This is a genomic window from Streptomyces sp. NPDC006140 (assembly GCF_040628815.1).
Taxonomy (GTDB): Bacteria; Actinomycetota; Actinomycetes; order Streptomycetales; family Streptomycetaceae; genus Streptomyces.
The window spans coordinates 269,398-283,456 of the sequence record NZ_JBEXTS010000006.1 but is presented as its reverse complement, the minus strand read 5'-3'; the positions used below and the strand labels follow the sequence as shown (position 1 = coordinate 283,456).

Here is a 14,059-nt window from a genome sequence, read left to right as displayed (position 1 = left end):
AATCCTTGGCACGTCAACACTCTACGGACGCACCGGGCCGGACGGGAGTGGCTCCCGCCGGGCCGACACCATCCGGCCAGGTCAGCGGCCGAAGCTCGCCAGTTTCGCTCTGAGCTGGAGCACGGACTTGGTGTGGATCTGGCTGACCCGGCTCTCGGTCACGCCCAGCACGTTCCCGATCTCGGCCAGCGTGAGGCCCTCGTAGTAGTACAGCGTGACCACGGTCTTCTCCCGCTCGGGCAGCGTGTTGATCGCCCGGGCGAGGAACCTCCGCAGCTCCCGGTCCTCGGCGACCTCCACCGGGTTGTCGGCGGCGGTGTCCTCCAGCGTGTCCATGACGCTCAGCCCGTCGCCGCCCTCACCGCCCACGTGCAGCAGCTCCTCCAGGGCCACCACGTTGGCCAGCGACAACTGGCTGAACACCGCGTGGAGTTCCTCGACCGCGATGCCCATCTCGGAGGCCACCTCGCCCTCCGTCGGCGTGCGCCGCAGCCGCGCCTCCAGCGTGGCGTACGCCCGCTCCACGTTGCGCGCCTTCTGCCGCACGGAGCGCGGGATCCAGTCCAGCGCCCGCAACTCGTCGATCATCGCCCCGCGGATCCGGGTGATCGCGTACGTCTCGAACTTGATCTCCCGGTCGATGTCGAACTTCTCGATCGCGTCGATCAGCCCGAACACCCCGGAGGAGACGAAGTCCGCCTGCTCGACGTTGGACGGCAGGCCCACGCTGACCCGGCCCGCGACGTACTTGACCAGCGGCGAGTAGTGCAGGATCAGCTGCTCCCGCAGCCGCTCGTCCCCCGTCGCCTTGTACGACCGCCACAGCTCGTCGAGCGTCGAGGGAGCGGGCGGCCGCACGCTGCCACCGTCACGGGCGGCTGGGGGGATCGCCGCCCGGTCGGACCCGGAGGTGTGCTGGGGCATTCGTCGCCTTGTGCCGTTCTGCTGCGAAGTGGTGCTGCTGGGGTGAGCTGTCTGTCTGATGTCGAGTTGCCTGTCCGTGTCGGGATCCTCGTGAGCGTAGCGTGACTGCGGTGTCGCGGTGCGCGAAGGACGGTGGTCGACGGGGGCGCAGATACGTTCCGGAAGGCATCCCGCCGGGGTGCCGCGATCGCTCGGCGCGCTGACCGGAGGACCCCAACTGGGCGAATTTCCAAGGGGTGTCGGGGTTCCCCCGGACGGCCGAACACGGGCGGTGCTCACGGCTCGGGACCGCCGCGGACCGACATCACCGCCTGGCGTGTCAACTTCCAGCCGTCGCCGTGTCGTTCGACGTAACCGAGTGCTCGGAGTTCGTACAGTCTCGCGATCGCGTCGTCCTGTGCGGTCTGTGCGCGGCGCGCGATCTCGTCCGGCCGGGCGGCCCGGCGCCCCGGCAGCGCGGCGAGCACCTGCCGGGCGGCCGGCTCCAGCAGGTCCCGGGGCAGGACGGGCCCGCGCCGGTCGGGGGCCAGCTGCCCGATGTCGCCGACCAGCTCGACGACGTCGGCGGCGTCGGTGACCAGGGCCGCTTCCGCGCGCAGAAGTTCGTGCACCCCGGCGGAGAGCGCGCTGGTGGCGGGGCCCGGTACGCCCATCGTGTGCCGGCTCAGGCGCTGGGCCGCCCGGGCGGTGACCAGGGAGCCGCTGCGGTGGGCGGCCTCGACGACCACGGTGCCGCGGGTGAGCGCCGCGATCACCCGGTTCCGCAGGATGAACCGGCTCGGTGTCGGGTGATCACCGGGTGGCAACTCGCCGATGACGAGCCCCTGTTCGGCGATTCTGCCGATCAGCTGGGTGTGTCCGCGCGGGTAGGGCCGGTCGACGCCGCAGGCGAGGACGGCGACGGTGGCGCCGCCCGCGCCGAGCGCTCCGCGGTGGGCGGCGCCGTCGACGCCGTAGGCGCCGCCGGACACCACGACCCAGCCCTGCTCTGCGAGGCCGGCGGCGAGGGTGGCCGCCATGTGCGCCCCGTACTCGGTGCAGGCCCGGGCGCCGACGACGGCGACCGACCTCAGCGCCCACATGCGCAGGCTGGGCTTCCCCCGCACCCAGAGGCCCACGGGCCGGGCGTCCCCGAGATCGTCGAGCTGCCCGGGCCACTCGGCGTCCCCGGGGCACACGAACCGCACGTCGGCGTCCCGGGCGACCTCCAGATCCCGCCGCGGCCGGGCGACCGCGGCCCGGGCCAGCAGCCCGGCCCACCGCTTCCCGCTCACCCCCGGCAGAGGCACGCCGCCCTCCACCAGCCGCCGCACCACTCCCCCGACCCCGAACTCCCGCACCCACCGCCCACCGGCTTCGTCCCCGGGCTCGATGACCCGGGTGAGGAAGACGCGGGCGAGCAGTTCGTCGTCCGGGTCGTCGAGGAGGCTCACGTCAGCGCCCCGATGGCCATGGGCACGCCCCTCGGCACGCCTGTCCGCAGCTGGAGCGCGAGGGCGACGTCCGTCGCGTCGGGCCGGTCGTGGCCGACGAGATCGGCTACGGTCCAGGCCACGCGCAGGACGCGATCGAGCCCGCGGGCGGTCAGGACGCCCCGCTCCAGGTTCCGCTCCGCCTCCTCCATCGCCCCGGAGGTTGCGTACCAGCGGCTGCGCAGCTCGCGGCCGGGCACCTCGCTGTTCGTCCGCCAGGGAGTGCCCGCCAGACGCTCCGCAGCCCGCTCCCGGGCCGCCCGGACCCGGTCGGCGACCGTCGCGGTGGACTCGCCCCGGGCACCGCAGGCGGTCAGCTCGGTGCGGGTGACGCGGTCCACCTCGACGCGCAGGTCGACGCGGTCGAGCAGCGGCCCGGAGAGCCTCGCCTGGTACCGGCGGATCGCCGAGGGCGGGCACTCGCACAGGTCGTCCCGCAGGGAGAACCGGCCGCACGGACAGGGGTTGGCCGCGAGCACCATGAGGAACTTCGCCGGGAAGCGCACGACTCCCGCGCTGCGCGCGATCACGACGTGCCCGGCCTCCAGCGGCTGGCGGAGGGCGTCCAGGGCCTGGCTGTTGAATTCCGGCGTTTCGTCCAGGAACAACACCCCGCGATGGGACAGCGACACCGCGCCGGGCCGCGCGATGCCAGGGCCGCCGCCGACGAGTGCCTGCATCGTGGCCGAGTGGTGCGGGGCGCAGTACGGGGCGACGTCGATCAGCGGCTTGCCGGGAGGCAGCAGGCCCGCCACCGAGTGGACCGCGGTGACCTCCAGCGACTCCTGCCGGCCGAGCCGGGGCAGGATGGTGGGCAGCCGCTCCGCGAGCATCGTCTTGCCCGCCCCGGGCGGCCCTTCCAGGAAGAGGTGGTGCCCGCCCGCCGCGGCCACCTCCACCGCCGTGCGCGCCGACGTCTGTCCCACGACGTCCGAGAGGTCGTGGCCGTGGTCGTGCTGGGCGGCGCCGATGCTGTGCATGCCGGTGGCCGCGCCCGTGCCGGGCACGCGCAGGCCGGCGAGGAGCGGGTCCGGGCGTCCCAGTTCGTCGGGCTCCTCTTCGGGTACGGGTTCGTCGGCCAGGATGGCGATCAGCTGCCGCAGGCTGCGGACGCCCAGGACGGAGACCCCGGGCACGAGGGACGCCTCGGCCGCCGCGCACTCCGGCACCACCACCTGCTCATACCCCGCGTCCGCCGCCGCCAGCACCGCCGGCAGCACCCCGCGCACCGGTCGCACCCGCCCGTCCAGCCCCAGCTCCCCGATCATCACGATGTCGGCGAGGACCCGCGGGTCGATGCGTTCCGCCGCGCCGAGGACCGCCGCCGCGACGGCCAGGTCGAAGCCGCTGCCGGACTTCGGTACGGAGGCCGGGCTCAGGCCCACCGTGAGTTTCTTCTGCGGCCAGGCCGCGCCCGAGTTGGCCAGTTCCCTGATGATCTGATGTGTTCAAGCGCATCAGGAGGGGATCGAGTTGGGCGAGTGGCACATGGAATGGGTGCCGGATCTAGGGCAGTGGGGAACTCTGCCGGCGGAGGGCGTCTTGGGGGTACAGGACCTACCAGAGTCGGTGGCCCGCATCGGCCTGAGGCCGGGCGATCCGGTTTACATACGTCCGGACGGCATGGTGGACCGGGGTTTCCTGGATTTCGTACGGTCCGAGGTCTTCCGGAATCTGGAACGGGAAACGAAGCGTAATTACGGAACGGATTACCGACCGCTGCTGAATTTCCTGTCCTCGCGTGGGCTGTCGTGGCAGGAAGCAACGCGGCAGGATCTTGCGGACTATCGGCACTGGCGGTGCGATGCGCCGGAGAACCCGGGCCGGATCGGTGGGTCGAAGTGGAACCGTGAAGCGGCCGCGTTCACGAAGCTGTTCAAGTGGGGCAAGGTCTACCCGCTACCGGTGGATGTCTCCCGGCCCGAGGACAGGGCGCCGGACTCGGTGAGTGCGCGGGTGTCGTGGCTGACGCCGCGGACCTGGGACCTGTGGCTGGACATTGGGCTGCGCGGCCATACCCGTGCCGGCGTCGCCGTGCTGGGGTGGGAATCGCGCACGGAGCTGCGGAACACCAGCTTCGTGCAGCTGGTGCTGAGTTCGGGGCTGCGTAGACAGGAGTGCGGCTCGCTGCTGACGCTGGAGCTGCCAACCCAGCGTCTTCGCCGCGGCCGCTACATGCACGGCCAGCTGGCGAGTGCGTTGACCAGGTCCAAGAACAGCCGGACCTACTACGCGTCGGTGGATTCGGTCGGCCAGGTCGAGGCCTATGTGGAGTCGGAGCGGGCGTGGGCGATCCAGCGGGCCCAGGAGCGGGGCCTTTATGACCAGCTGCCGGTGATGCGGCTGATCACGGAGGTGACCCGCGGTTTGAGGCCGAAGGTCAAGTGGGTGGACCGGAACGGGGTCATCGGCGCCCAGGAGTTGAGCCGGCTGGGCTGGCGTGAGCGGCAGTGGCTGTTCCAGCCGGGCCCGGACGGGCCGGAGCCGGCGTGGTTGTGGCTGACCGAGCAGGGTCTGCCGATGGCCCCGGACCGGTGGAACGGTGTGTTCAGGGCGGCGAATCTGCGCTGCGAGCAGGTCCTGATCACCGAGGAAGAGAGGGCGATCCACCGGAGGTTCCGGCTTGCGGAGGCGCGCGGGAAGAGTCCGTACGCGACGCCGCACTCCGGTCGGCACTCATTCGCGCTCTACATGTTGATCCTGCTCAACGAGCTGTTCGAGAAGCGCTACGGGCTCACCAAGAAGGATCGGCGGGACTTCGCCCAGCTCTTCGGTGACCCGTGGTGGCTGGTGAAGACGCTGCTGGGGCACTCGGACGTGGAGACGACCAAGCGGCACTACCTCGCGCCTGTGTCCCACCTGCAGCTCGAGTCGATCCTTGCCGCCGCGGAGACCACCGACGAGGGCCAGGATATCGAGGACATGGACGGGGTGTTCGCCCGACTGGCCCGGGACGCGGTTGGCATCCAGGACATCGATGCTCTCGTCGAGGTGGCGTCGTGAGCGGGCGTGGACGCAAGGCCGTCCCACCGCCGCCCGATCACCACGTCGAGCCGCCGCTGGGCCCCGATGGGCTGGTGGTGACGGTCACCAACAAGGCTGGATTCAAGAAGGAGTACGACTTCGCCGAGCTGCCGGTGCCGGAGCCGATGCAGCGCTCGCTGGCTGAGCTCTTCGCCGAGGCATCCAAAGGCTGGAACAGTATTTTGACCGCGAAATCCTACTGGCGCGGTCTACTAGGATTTGCTCGCTTTCTTTCCGGTTCCGAGGATTCTCCGGAGGACTTGGACGACTTGACCGCCGCGCTACTCAAACGTTGGCGGGCCAAGAACATCGGCACGAGCACCGGCAGGAATGAGTTGACCAAGGTGCGTCTGATGCTGAAGCGAGACCCTCGGCTGACCACCGGCGCGGCAGCGGAAGAGCTGGCCCGGCGTATTCCTGGAGCGCAGCCGAGCAAGCAGTCCTACGAGGAGGACGAGCGCAATCAGGTGGTGCTGACCGCGCAGCGGCAGTTCCGGTCCGCATGGATGCGGATCTGCGAGAACACGCGCCTGCTGGAGAGCTGGAGAGCTGGCCGCCTTGTGGACGGGAGTCGCGAGTGGCAGCTCGGCGAGGTTCTCGACCAGCTCGCACGCACCGGCAATGTCCCGCACACCATCTACCCGAGCGGGCAGTCACATGTGAAGAATCACCGCCTTCTGGGCGGGCGGGGCCCGATAGCGACATGGGGCAGGCTGTTCCTTGACCGGCAGGAACTCACTTCGCTGGCCGTCCTGCTTACGGACAGATTCGGATGGAATCTCTCTGTTTATGACCGTATGCCGACTCCGATCTCGTTGCCGTCGGCTGGCGAGAAGACGTCGGTGACCTACCAGGTTCAGCTGGAGAAGCGCCGGGCGGGCGAGGGACGGTGGTTCTCCATGGAGAACATCACGGATTCCGGCGCCGACTCCGCAGGGCGGCTGATCAGCCAGGCGCTGGAAGCCACCGCCCATGGACGCGCTCTGGCTGCCCGTCTGTCGCCCGGCACCGATCTCTTGATGATCGCGCGCATGCACCAGCCGGCACGGCACCACCAGGACCCGGACCGCCCCCGCCCTGTCGGCCCTTTGTCCCTCGGTGTTGGCCAAGGTGACGCCAGGTTCTGGGCAGAGAGCCACAAACTGACCGGGTCACCGTTCCAGCGGTCCCGCAGGACGACAGTGACGCGCGAGGGCCGCCCCCTCCAGCACACACAGGGCACCCATGAAAGCGTCTACGTGCTGCCCGACAAGCGGATTCAGCGCGCCTCGCGTGAGGTCTTCGAGGCCGGTGCTTTGGCGGCTCTCGAACAGGCTCAGACCGCCGTCTTCGCCGGAAGCATCAAAGACAGGGCGAATCCTGCCCACCAGGAGACCGTGACAGCGGACTGCGAGGACGAGTCGACGAGCCCGTGGCCCGCACCGGAAGGCGGCTGCGGAGCCAGCTTCCTGCTCTGTCTGGGCTGCCGCAACGCGCACGTCCACCCCGGCCACCATTCGCGCCTCGCCTACCTGCACCAGACCCTGGAGAGTCTGCGGTCCGCCCTTGACGACCGTGCGTGGGCCGCGGTCTGGCACGATCCTCACCTGCGGCTGAAGGACCTGCGCAAGAAGATCGGCCCGACGGCCTGGAATGCGGCCCTTGCACGCGTCAGCGACGCCGACCGTGCTCTCGTCCAGCTCCTGGTGGAAGGAAAGTTCGCCCCGTGACCACCCCTTACGCTGCCGAGACCGACCCGTACATCCTGGCCATGCCCACGCCGGACAGCTTCGTGGTGCTGCCCCAGTGGATCTATGCGGGCAACACGTATCCGAACTCCCGCTACGTGGATCTCATCTGGTCTCTGGCCCCGCTCATAAACAACCCCGGCACCAGCCTGGTCAAGATCCACTGGAAGAAGTGTCCGATCCCCTTGCGGGACCAGGTGAAGCTTGCCGCCTGGACGATGATCAACGGCCAACTGCGGCCCACCTACCTCCGAGACCGAGGAAGTCGTGCTCGCACCCGCACCTCTCCTGGGGACATGCTGGCCAACTGCCGGGAGTGGATGCGGCTCGCTCGCTGGTTGCACAAGCGCGGCGTCACCGACCTCGCGCTCTGCACCGAGGAGGAGTGGCGAGCCTACGCACACGAACGCATGCAGAGCGGAGTAAGCCGCGACACCGCAGAGAAGACCTGCTCGAGACTTACTGATCTATGGGCATTCGACCAGCTCAGCGCCCGCCCCTCTGGCATATCCGAGCCTCCGTGGGAAACGGAGGGCATTGACGACTTCCTTCCCGCCGCCGAGGGCAGGGCTGGTGGGGAGAACTTGAGAGAGCCGCTGGACCCCCAGGTCCTTGGTCCTCTGCTGGTCTGGGCGATCCGGTTCGTCGACGACTTCGCCGACGACATTCTGGCTGCATGGGCCGAGAGCCGCCGGCTGGCGGCGCTGGCCGCCAGCAACCGGGCGACATCCGCAGGTTGGGCAGCGCTTGAAGCACTCTTGACGCCATCAATCCGCGCGGGGAAGCCGTTGCCCACGACGTCGATCAAGGGCGAAACAGTCCTGGCCCGCAGCTACATTGCCAGCATTACTGGCGCCAGCACGGGGCAGGTCGACCGCTTCAACCAGCAACACAACCTCACCGCGCGAGCGGCCCAGCAACCTGGCGCCTGCCCACTACAGCTGCCGGTCACCGGGCAGATCAACGGCAAGCCCTGGCGCGAGCACATGGACTTCGTCGAGGCTAGCGAGCTGATGCGCCACCTGGGCACCGCCGCCATGATCCTTTGTCTCTACCTGACAGGCATGCGTTTGCAGGAGGCCCAAGGACTACGGTCCGGCTGTTGCCCCGACCCCAAGCTGGCCCCTGATGGCTCCCCCGGGCGACACCTGATACGCAGCCATCACTACAAGAACGTCACAGACGACGATGGGAACCACATCTCGGCCGGCGAGGAACGCGAGGTCCCTTGGGTCGCCATAACGCCGGTCGTCAACGCCATCCGCGTCCTGGAGCGGATCGTCCCGAAGGGAGAGCTGCTTTTCAGCGCTGCCCACCACGACTTCACCCATCAACGCGGCCACCCCGGAGCACTGAAGAACGCCACCCTCACCACGCGGATCGAAGACTTCGTTCTCTGGGTGAACCGTGAGGCCGAGACCCACGGCCTGCCCAAGCAGGTGATCCCCGAGGACCCACATGGGACTATCGGGCTGGCACGATTCCGGCGCACCCTGGCCTGGCACATCGCACGTCGGCCCGGCGGCTTGATCGCACTAGCCATTCAGTACGGGCACATGCGCACCGTACTGGACGCCCGCACCTCCAGTGGGTACGGATCCCGCAGCCGCCGCGGCATGCATGCAGTTCTCGACGTCGAAACGGCTCTGGCCGCCGCAGACACAGCCGCTCATCTCCGGGACCAAGCCGCCGCTGGTGAGAAAGTCTCCGGCCCAGCCGCCCGGCGGGCCCTGACCAGCGCCGCGACGACCCCGCGGTTCGAGGGCCGGATCGTCCCCAGAACATTCGCGAAGAAGGCGGCCAAGTTTCTGGCCCGGGACGGTGTCGTGCTCTATGACAACCCCGACGCGTTCTTGATCTGCGCGTTCAAGCACGACAACGCGCTGTGCGAGCCCGAACCTGGCGCGACCGCGCCGAGGCAGTACGCCTGCCAGCAAGGCTGCGGCAACACCGTCCGCACCGACACCCACGCACGGCAGATGCGGAAACAGGCCGCCGAGATCGACCGCAAGGCCACCGTCGTTCCGGAGAAGCTCGCAAAACGGCTGCATCGCAATGCCGACAACCTCCGCAAGATGGCCGACGCCCATGACGCCACCGCCCAGACCGTCGAGGCCTTGACATGAACCAGCACCAAGATGAACGCACCCGCATCCGCGAGGCGATGAACCGGCTGCTGGCCGGGAAGGCCACCGCCTCCAACGGCAGCTTCACCGCCGCCGCGCTCGCCGCCGAGGCCGGTGTCCACCGCATGGCCCTTTACAAGCGGCACGCTGACCTGAAGAACGAGTTCGACGAGCGCGTCCGCAAGGAGACCCGGCAGGTCCCGGAGACGGAGAAGCAACTGCGGGCGACCGTCGCCAGGCTCAAGAAGACCATCGCCAATCAGAAAACCGAGCTCGAAGAGCTACGCCAGTTGGTGACCAACCTGACCCTCGCCAGTGCCGTTCTTAGCGAGGGGAGGCAGTTGCCAACGGAGCCGGCCCCACTCCCGGACAACGTCCTCCCGTTCCGCCCTCCCACAACCTGAGACTGGTCCGACCAGACGGCTCAGCACGACCATATGCGACTGTGGCACTTCCCCCGTCGATGGGGGAAGGAGCTCGGGCAGCGCTGAGCGGGTGGCGAGGGCGGCTCCGTGCTTCGCATGGTGTGCGATCGTCGCTGGCCCGGGGCCCCATGTGCGGGGGCCGCTCGGTCTTCCGGCAGGGCGCGCAGCCTCAGGGCGCGGGCGGAAATGGCGACGGCGCTTGAGCGAACAGCCGGGCCCGGCCGCGCGCCGTCCGCCCGCCGCCGGCGCGCCGAGCCGGACATCGTCTCCTCCACCAAGCGGATCTCGCCTCCGCTGCCCGCAAGCTCACCCACGCCGTCCCGCGCAGCTCCCGAACGCCCAGGCCAGCCGCTGGCGTTCGTACGTCCTGTGGTGCGCCACCTACGACTGGGCCGAGGACGAGCCCAACTCCGTCCTGTCCTACCTCTCCGACCTCGGCGACCGCGGCCACCCCGCGAGCAGCATCGAGGCGCACTTCAGCACGCTGCGCGCCATCCAGGGCACGCCGCTGTCGGACAGAGAGGTCAAGGCCTGCCAGCTCGTCGTCCGCCACCGCGCCGGCGAGGAGGCCGACGACCCCCTGTTGGAGCCCGGGCCCGCTCCAGGCCGACGCCGTCGACCTGGACGAACTGCGCCTGATGGTGCGCACCCTGGACCGCACCACCGTGCGCGGCAAGCGGGACGCCGCCGTCCTGCTCATCGCCTGGTGGATGGCCGCCCGCGCCAGCGAGCCTGCCCGCCTCAACCTGCACGACGCCAAGATCCGCACCGTGCAGATCGAGGACGAGGACGGCAGCAAGAGGACCTGCCAGGCTCTGGTCATCAAGATCCGCAGCTCCAAGGCCGACCAGGCCGCACGCGGCCGAGAGGTGCTCATCCTCGCCCCTCCGACCAGGAACTGTGCCCCATCCACGCCCTGCGCGAATGGCTCGACGTCCTCGCCGACGACGGCCAGCTCACCCCCGGCCCGCTGCTGCGCCGCATCGACCGCCACGGCACCATCGGCGCCAAGGCCGCCGGACGCCCGCCCAAGGACGACCGCCGCCGCGGCGGCATCACCGCCGACACCGTCAACGACATCATCAAGACCGCCGCCCGCGCCGCCGCCCGCCGCATCACCGGCCACAGCTTCGCCGCGGCTGGATCCAGCAGGCCTGGCCGCCGGCAACCCGCCCGAGACGGTCGCCCTGCACCCCCGGCACTCACTGCGCAGCACCGCTTGTCCGCCGGTCGTGGTCGTCGACGAGGTGGGCAGGCACAGGCTTGGCCCCGGCGCCTCCTGGCGGACTGGCTGGGCCACCGGCGACGCCGGTGGCCCAGCACCGCGAAACAGGGAGGCCCGCGGGTCGCATCATCACCAACGGGTCGAACATGCCTGACACCCCGCTGATACCTGTCAGGCACGGTCTCCCAGATCCACATGACCTACATGCCTGACGGTCAATTCGCACCCGAGACAACGGGAGTAACGATCAGCCTTCGGGCCAGATGCGTCCTCGCCACCGGGGAGCGGGAGGGGGTTTTGCCCCGTCGGCTGCCGTGAGGGCGGCACGGCAGCTGGACCGCCGTCCAGAGTCTCAATGCGCTGTCCGGGGCGGGGCGTGCGCGGCGATGCGCCGCCGCTCCCTCTCGGAGGCAACGAACACCACCAGTGCCGCGAGGCGGTCCCGGATGGCAGCCACCCGACTGGCGACCGGGCAGATGACGCCGTACGGGGTCACCCCCACGTACACCGGCACGCCCATGGCGAACTCGGCGGCGCCACCGTCTTCTACGAACGGGTGGACGCCGGTTTCCCGACGGACGAACTCAAAGGCCGGTTTCTCCAGGGCGGCTTGCCGTTCGAGCAGGGCGTGAATGGCCGCCTCGTGATCACCGCGTGCCCTGGCCCGCTCCCGGTCCGGCGCGGCGCTCGACGAGTGGCGGGGCTTCCTCTCTGCTCGCAACCTCATCTGAACAGACGCGGCTACCACGACAAGGAGGCGCAACGCAGCCTCAGCACGACTTCTTGCGCTCAGCGAATGCCTTGGTCACTGCCGTGGCCAAGATGACGGTGACGGTAAGAACAGCACTGAGCAGCTCGCAGACGGCATCGGGACGCCAGTCCCTCCCCGGCGTGGCGGGCATGCGTCAGCAGTGCTGGCACGGTGTCGTCCGTTTTCGGAGGTGGACGCTTTGACTATGAGGTGCGTGCGGTCCTTCGGACGGCTTGCCCCTGAGATGCGGACCTACCGGATTCGGAGTGACGATGGGTGAGTAATAGAACTTCGGTTCGGTGAGGCGCGGATGTCTGACGCATACGTCGCAGCCATCGACCAGGGCACCACCTCCAGCCGCTGCATGATCTTCGATCAGAATGGCGCGATCGTCGCCGTGGACCAGCGCGAGCACCGCCAGATGTTCCCGAAACCCGGCTGGGTGGAGCACGACGCCACCGAGATCTGGTCCAAGGTGCAGGCGGTGGTCGCGGGGGCGCTGGCCAAGGCCGGGCTGCGTGCCGACCAGCTGAGCGCGATGGGGATCACCAACCAGCGCGAGACGACCCTCCTGTGGGACCGCGCGACGGGAAAGCCGGTGCACAACGCCATCGTGTGGCAGGACACGCGGACGGCGGCGCTGTGCAACCAGCTGGGCGGCTCGGAAGGGCAGGACCGATTCCGCGAGCAGACGGGTCTGCCGCTGGCCACCTACTTCTCCGGGCCCAAGGCGGCCTGGCTGCTCGACAACGTGCCCGACCTGCGGGCCCGGGCCGAACGCGGTGAGATCGCCTTCGGAACGATCGACTCCTGGCTGATCTGGAACCTCACCGGCGGCACGGACGGCGGGCAGCACGTCACCGACGTCACCAACGCCGGGCGCACCATGCTGATGAACCTGGAGACCCTCCAGTGGGACTCCTCGATCCTCTCGGCGATGAACATCCCCGAGGCCATGCTGCCCGAGATCAGGTCCTCGGCCGAGGTGTACGGCACCGCCGTCGGCCAGCTCGCCGGCGTCCCCGTGGCCTCGGCGCTGGGCGACCAGCAGGCGGCCGTGTTCGGCCAGGCCTGCTACGACGTGGGCACGGCGAAGAACACGTACGGCACGGGCAGCTTCCTGCTGCTCAACACCGGCAACCGCCCGGTGCCGTCGAAGAGCGGCCTGCTGACGACGATGGGGTACAAGATCGGCACTGAGGCGCCGGTCTACTGCCTGGAGGGGTCGATAGCCATAACGGGCGCGCTGGTCCAGTGGTTCCGCGACCAGCTCGGCATCATCCGTACCGCCGACGAGATCGAGCCCCTGGCGGCGAGCGTGGAGGACAACGGCGGCGCGTACATCGTGCCGGCGTTCTCGGGTCTGTTCGCGCCGTACTGGCGTTCCGACGCGCGTGGCGTGGTCACCGGGCTGACCCGGTACGTCACGAAGGCGCACCTCGCGCGCGCTGTGCTGGAGGCGACGAGCTGGCAGACGCGCGAGGTCGTGGACGCCATGTACCAGGACTCCGGGGTGCACATCACCACCCTGAAGGTCGACGGCGGCATGACGAAGAACAACCTGCTCATGCAGCACCAGGCCGATGTTCTCGACGTGCCTGTGGTGCGGCCCAAGGTCTCCGAGACCACCTGCCTGGGCGCCGCGTACGCGGCCGGGCTCGCCACGGGCGTGTGGAACGACCTGGACGAACTCAAGGCGCACTGGCAGAAGGACGTCGAGTGGACGCCGTCCATGGAGGCGTCGGTGCGCGACCGCGAGCACCACAACTGGCGCAAGGCCGTGGAGCGGAGCTTCGGCTGGGAGGAGGAAAGCGAGGACGGCGATGAACATCGGATGCCAGAGGCGTCTACAAGCCGCACCCCATCACGCCCTGTCCCGTCCGATTCCGAGCAGGCACAAAACCCCTGGAGACGAAGTATCGGCCCGGTGTATTTCGCTCACGAAGTGCTTGCGATTCTAGGCCCGGAAGCGTCACAGGAGTCACTTGAGGAGATGACCAGAGAGCGGTCTTTGCTCGCGTTGCGCACTGCGGACGGGGATACCGTATACCCCGCTTTCCAGTTCGAAGGTAAGCGTCTCCTGCCATACCTTTCCGAAGTCCTGCGAGCCTTCCCTGCCGACGATAATAAGATGCTGTGGCTCGTGGCTTCATGGATGCGAATTCCGCAGGTGAGCCTCGGGGACAGAAGCATCGTTGACGCCCTCTGGGAGGACGACCTGCCACGTGCCGTGACTATCGCTCACGCCACGGCGGATAGGTGGTCACGATGACTGTCCGGCAAACTGTAGCCATCACAAGCCCTGACAAGAACCTTCCATGGCACGAATTTCCGGGCGCTCCGCTGCAGCCCTCCACATCCATCTTCCGCGCTGCACTGCGCGGC

The 14,059-nt window shown here is 69.1% G+C and carries 8 protein-coding genes and 2 pseudogenes; 6 read left to right on the top strand and 4 right to left on the bottom strand.

Annotated elements, in window-relative coordinates:
- Positions 1-81: 81 nt before the first annotated feature.
- The 3 genes and pseudogenes from whiG to ABZ386_RS18735 form a co-directional block, all read right to left on the bottom strand.
- Positions 82-924 carry an RNA polymerase sigma factor WhiG gene (gene whiG, locus ABZ386_RS18745; RefSeq protein WP_114255562.1) on the bottom strand — a complete coding sequence of 281 codons (843 nt, stop codon included), beginning with the start codon at positions 922-924 and terminating at the stop codon, positions 82-84.
- 275 nt (positions 925-1,199) lie between these two features.
- Entirely contained in the window at positions 1,200-2,357 is a 1,158-nt protein-coding gene (dprA, locus tag ABZ386_RS18740; protein WP_358965186.1) for a DNA-processing protein DprA, read from the bottom strand.
- Positions 2,354-3,873, bottom strand: a pseudogene (locus tag ABZ386_RS18735) (YifB family Mg chelatase-like AAA ATPase); the annotation flags it as partial. The gene dprA and the pseudogene ABZ386_RS18735, both read right to left, overlap by 4 nt.
- 11 nt (positions 3,874-3,884) lie before the next feature.
- Here ABZ386_RS18735 and ABZ386_RS18730 point away from each other — a divergent pair.
- The 5 genes from ABZ386_RS18730 (at position 3,885) to ABZ386_RS18710 (ending at position 11,077) form a co-directional block, all read left to right on the top strand.
- On the top strand, positions 3,885-5,399 hold the full coding sequence (locus ABZ386_RS18730; RefSeq protein WP_358965184.1) for an integrase: 1,515 nt from the start codon (positions 3,885-3,887) through the stop codon (positions 5,397-5,399).
- On the top strand, positions 5,396-7,129 hold the full coding sequence (locus ABZ386_RS18725; protein WP_358965182.1) for a hypothetical protein: 1,734 nt from the start codon (positions 5,396-5,398) through the stop codon (positions 7,127-7,129). The genes ABZ386_RS18730 and ABZ386_RS18725 overlap by 4 nt, the downstream gene beginning before the upstream one ends.
- 41 nt (positions 7,130-7,170) lie before the next feature.
- Positions 7,171-9,273 (top strand): integrase, encoded by a 2,103-nt coding sequence (locus tag ABZ386_RS18720; protein WP_358965292.1) that lies wholly within the window; start codon positions 7,171-7,173, stop codon positions 9,271-9,273.
- Entirely contained in the window at positions 9,270-9,677 is a 408-nt protein-coding gene (locus tag ABZ386_RS18715) for a hypothetical protein (RefSeq protein WP_358965180.1), read from the top strand. Before ABZ386_RS18720 ends, ABZ386_RS18715 begins: the two co-directional genes overlap by 4 nt.
- Positions 9,678-10,336: 659 nt before the next feature.
- The gene (locus tag ABZ386_RS18710; RefSeq protein WP_358965178.1) at positions 10,337-11,077 is read left to right on the top strand and encodes a hypothetical protein; all 741 of its coding nucleotides are present in this window, start codon (positions 10,337-10,339) and stop codon (positions 11,075-11,077) included.
- 198 nt (positions 11,078-11,275) lie between these two features.
- Here the strand turns inward: ABZ386_RS18710 and ABZ386_RS18705 are convergent, their stop codons facing one another.
- Entirely contained in the window at positions 11,276-11,686 is a 411-nt protein-coding gene (locus ABZ386_RS18705) for a hypothetical protein (RefSeq protein WP_358965176.1), read from the bottom strand.
- Positions 11,687-11,984: 298 nt separating this feature from the next.
- Between ABZ386_RS18705 and glpK the strand changes: the two are divergent.
- Positions 11,985-13,493, top strand: a pseudogene (gene glpK / locus ABZ386_RS18700) (glycerol kinase GlpK); the annotation flags it as partial.
- Between the last annotated feature and the right edge of the window lie 566 nt (positions 13,494-14,059).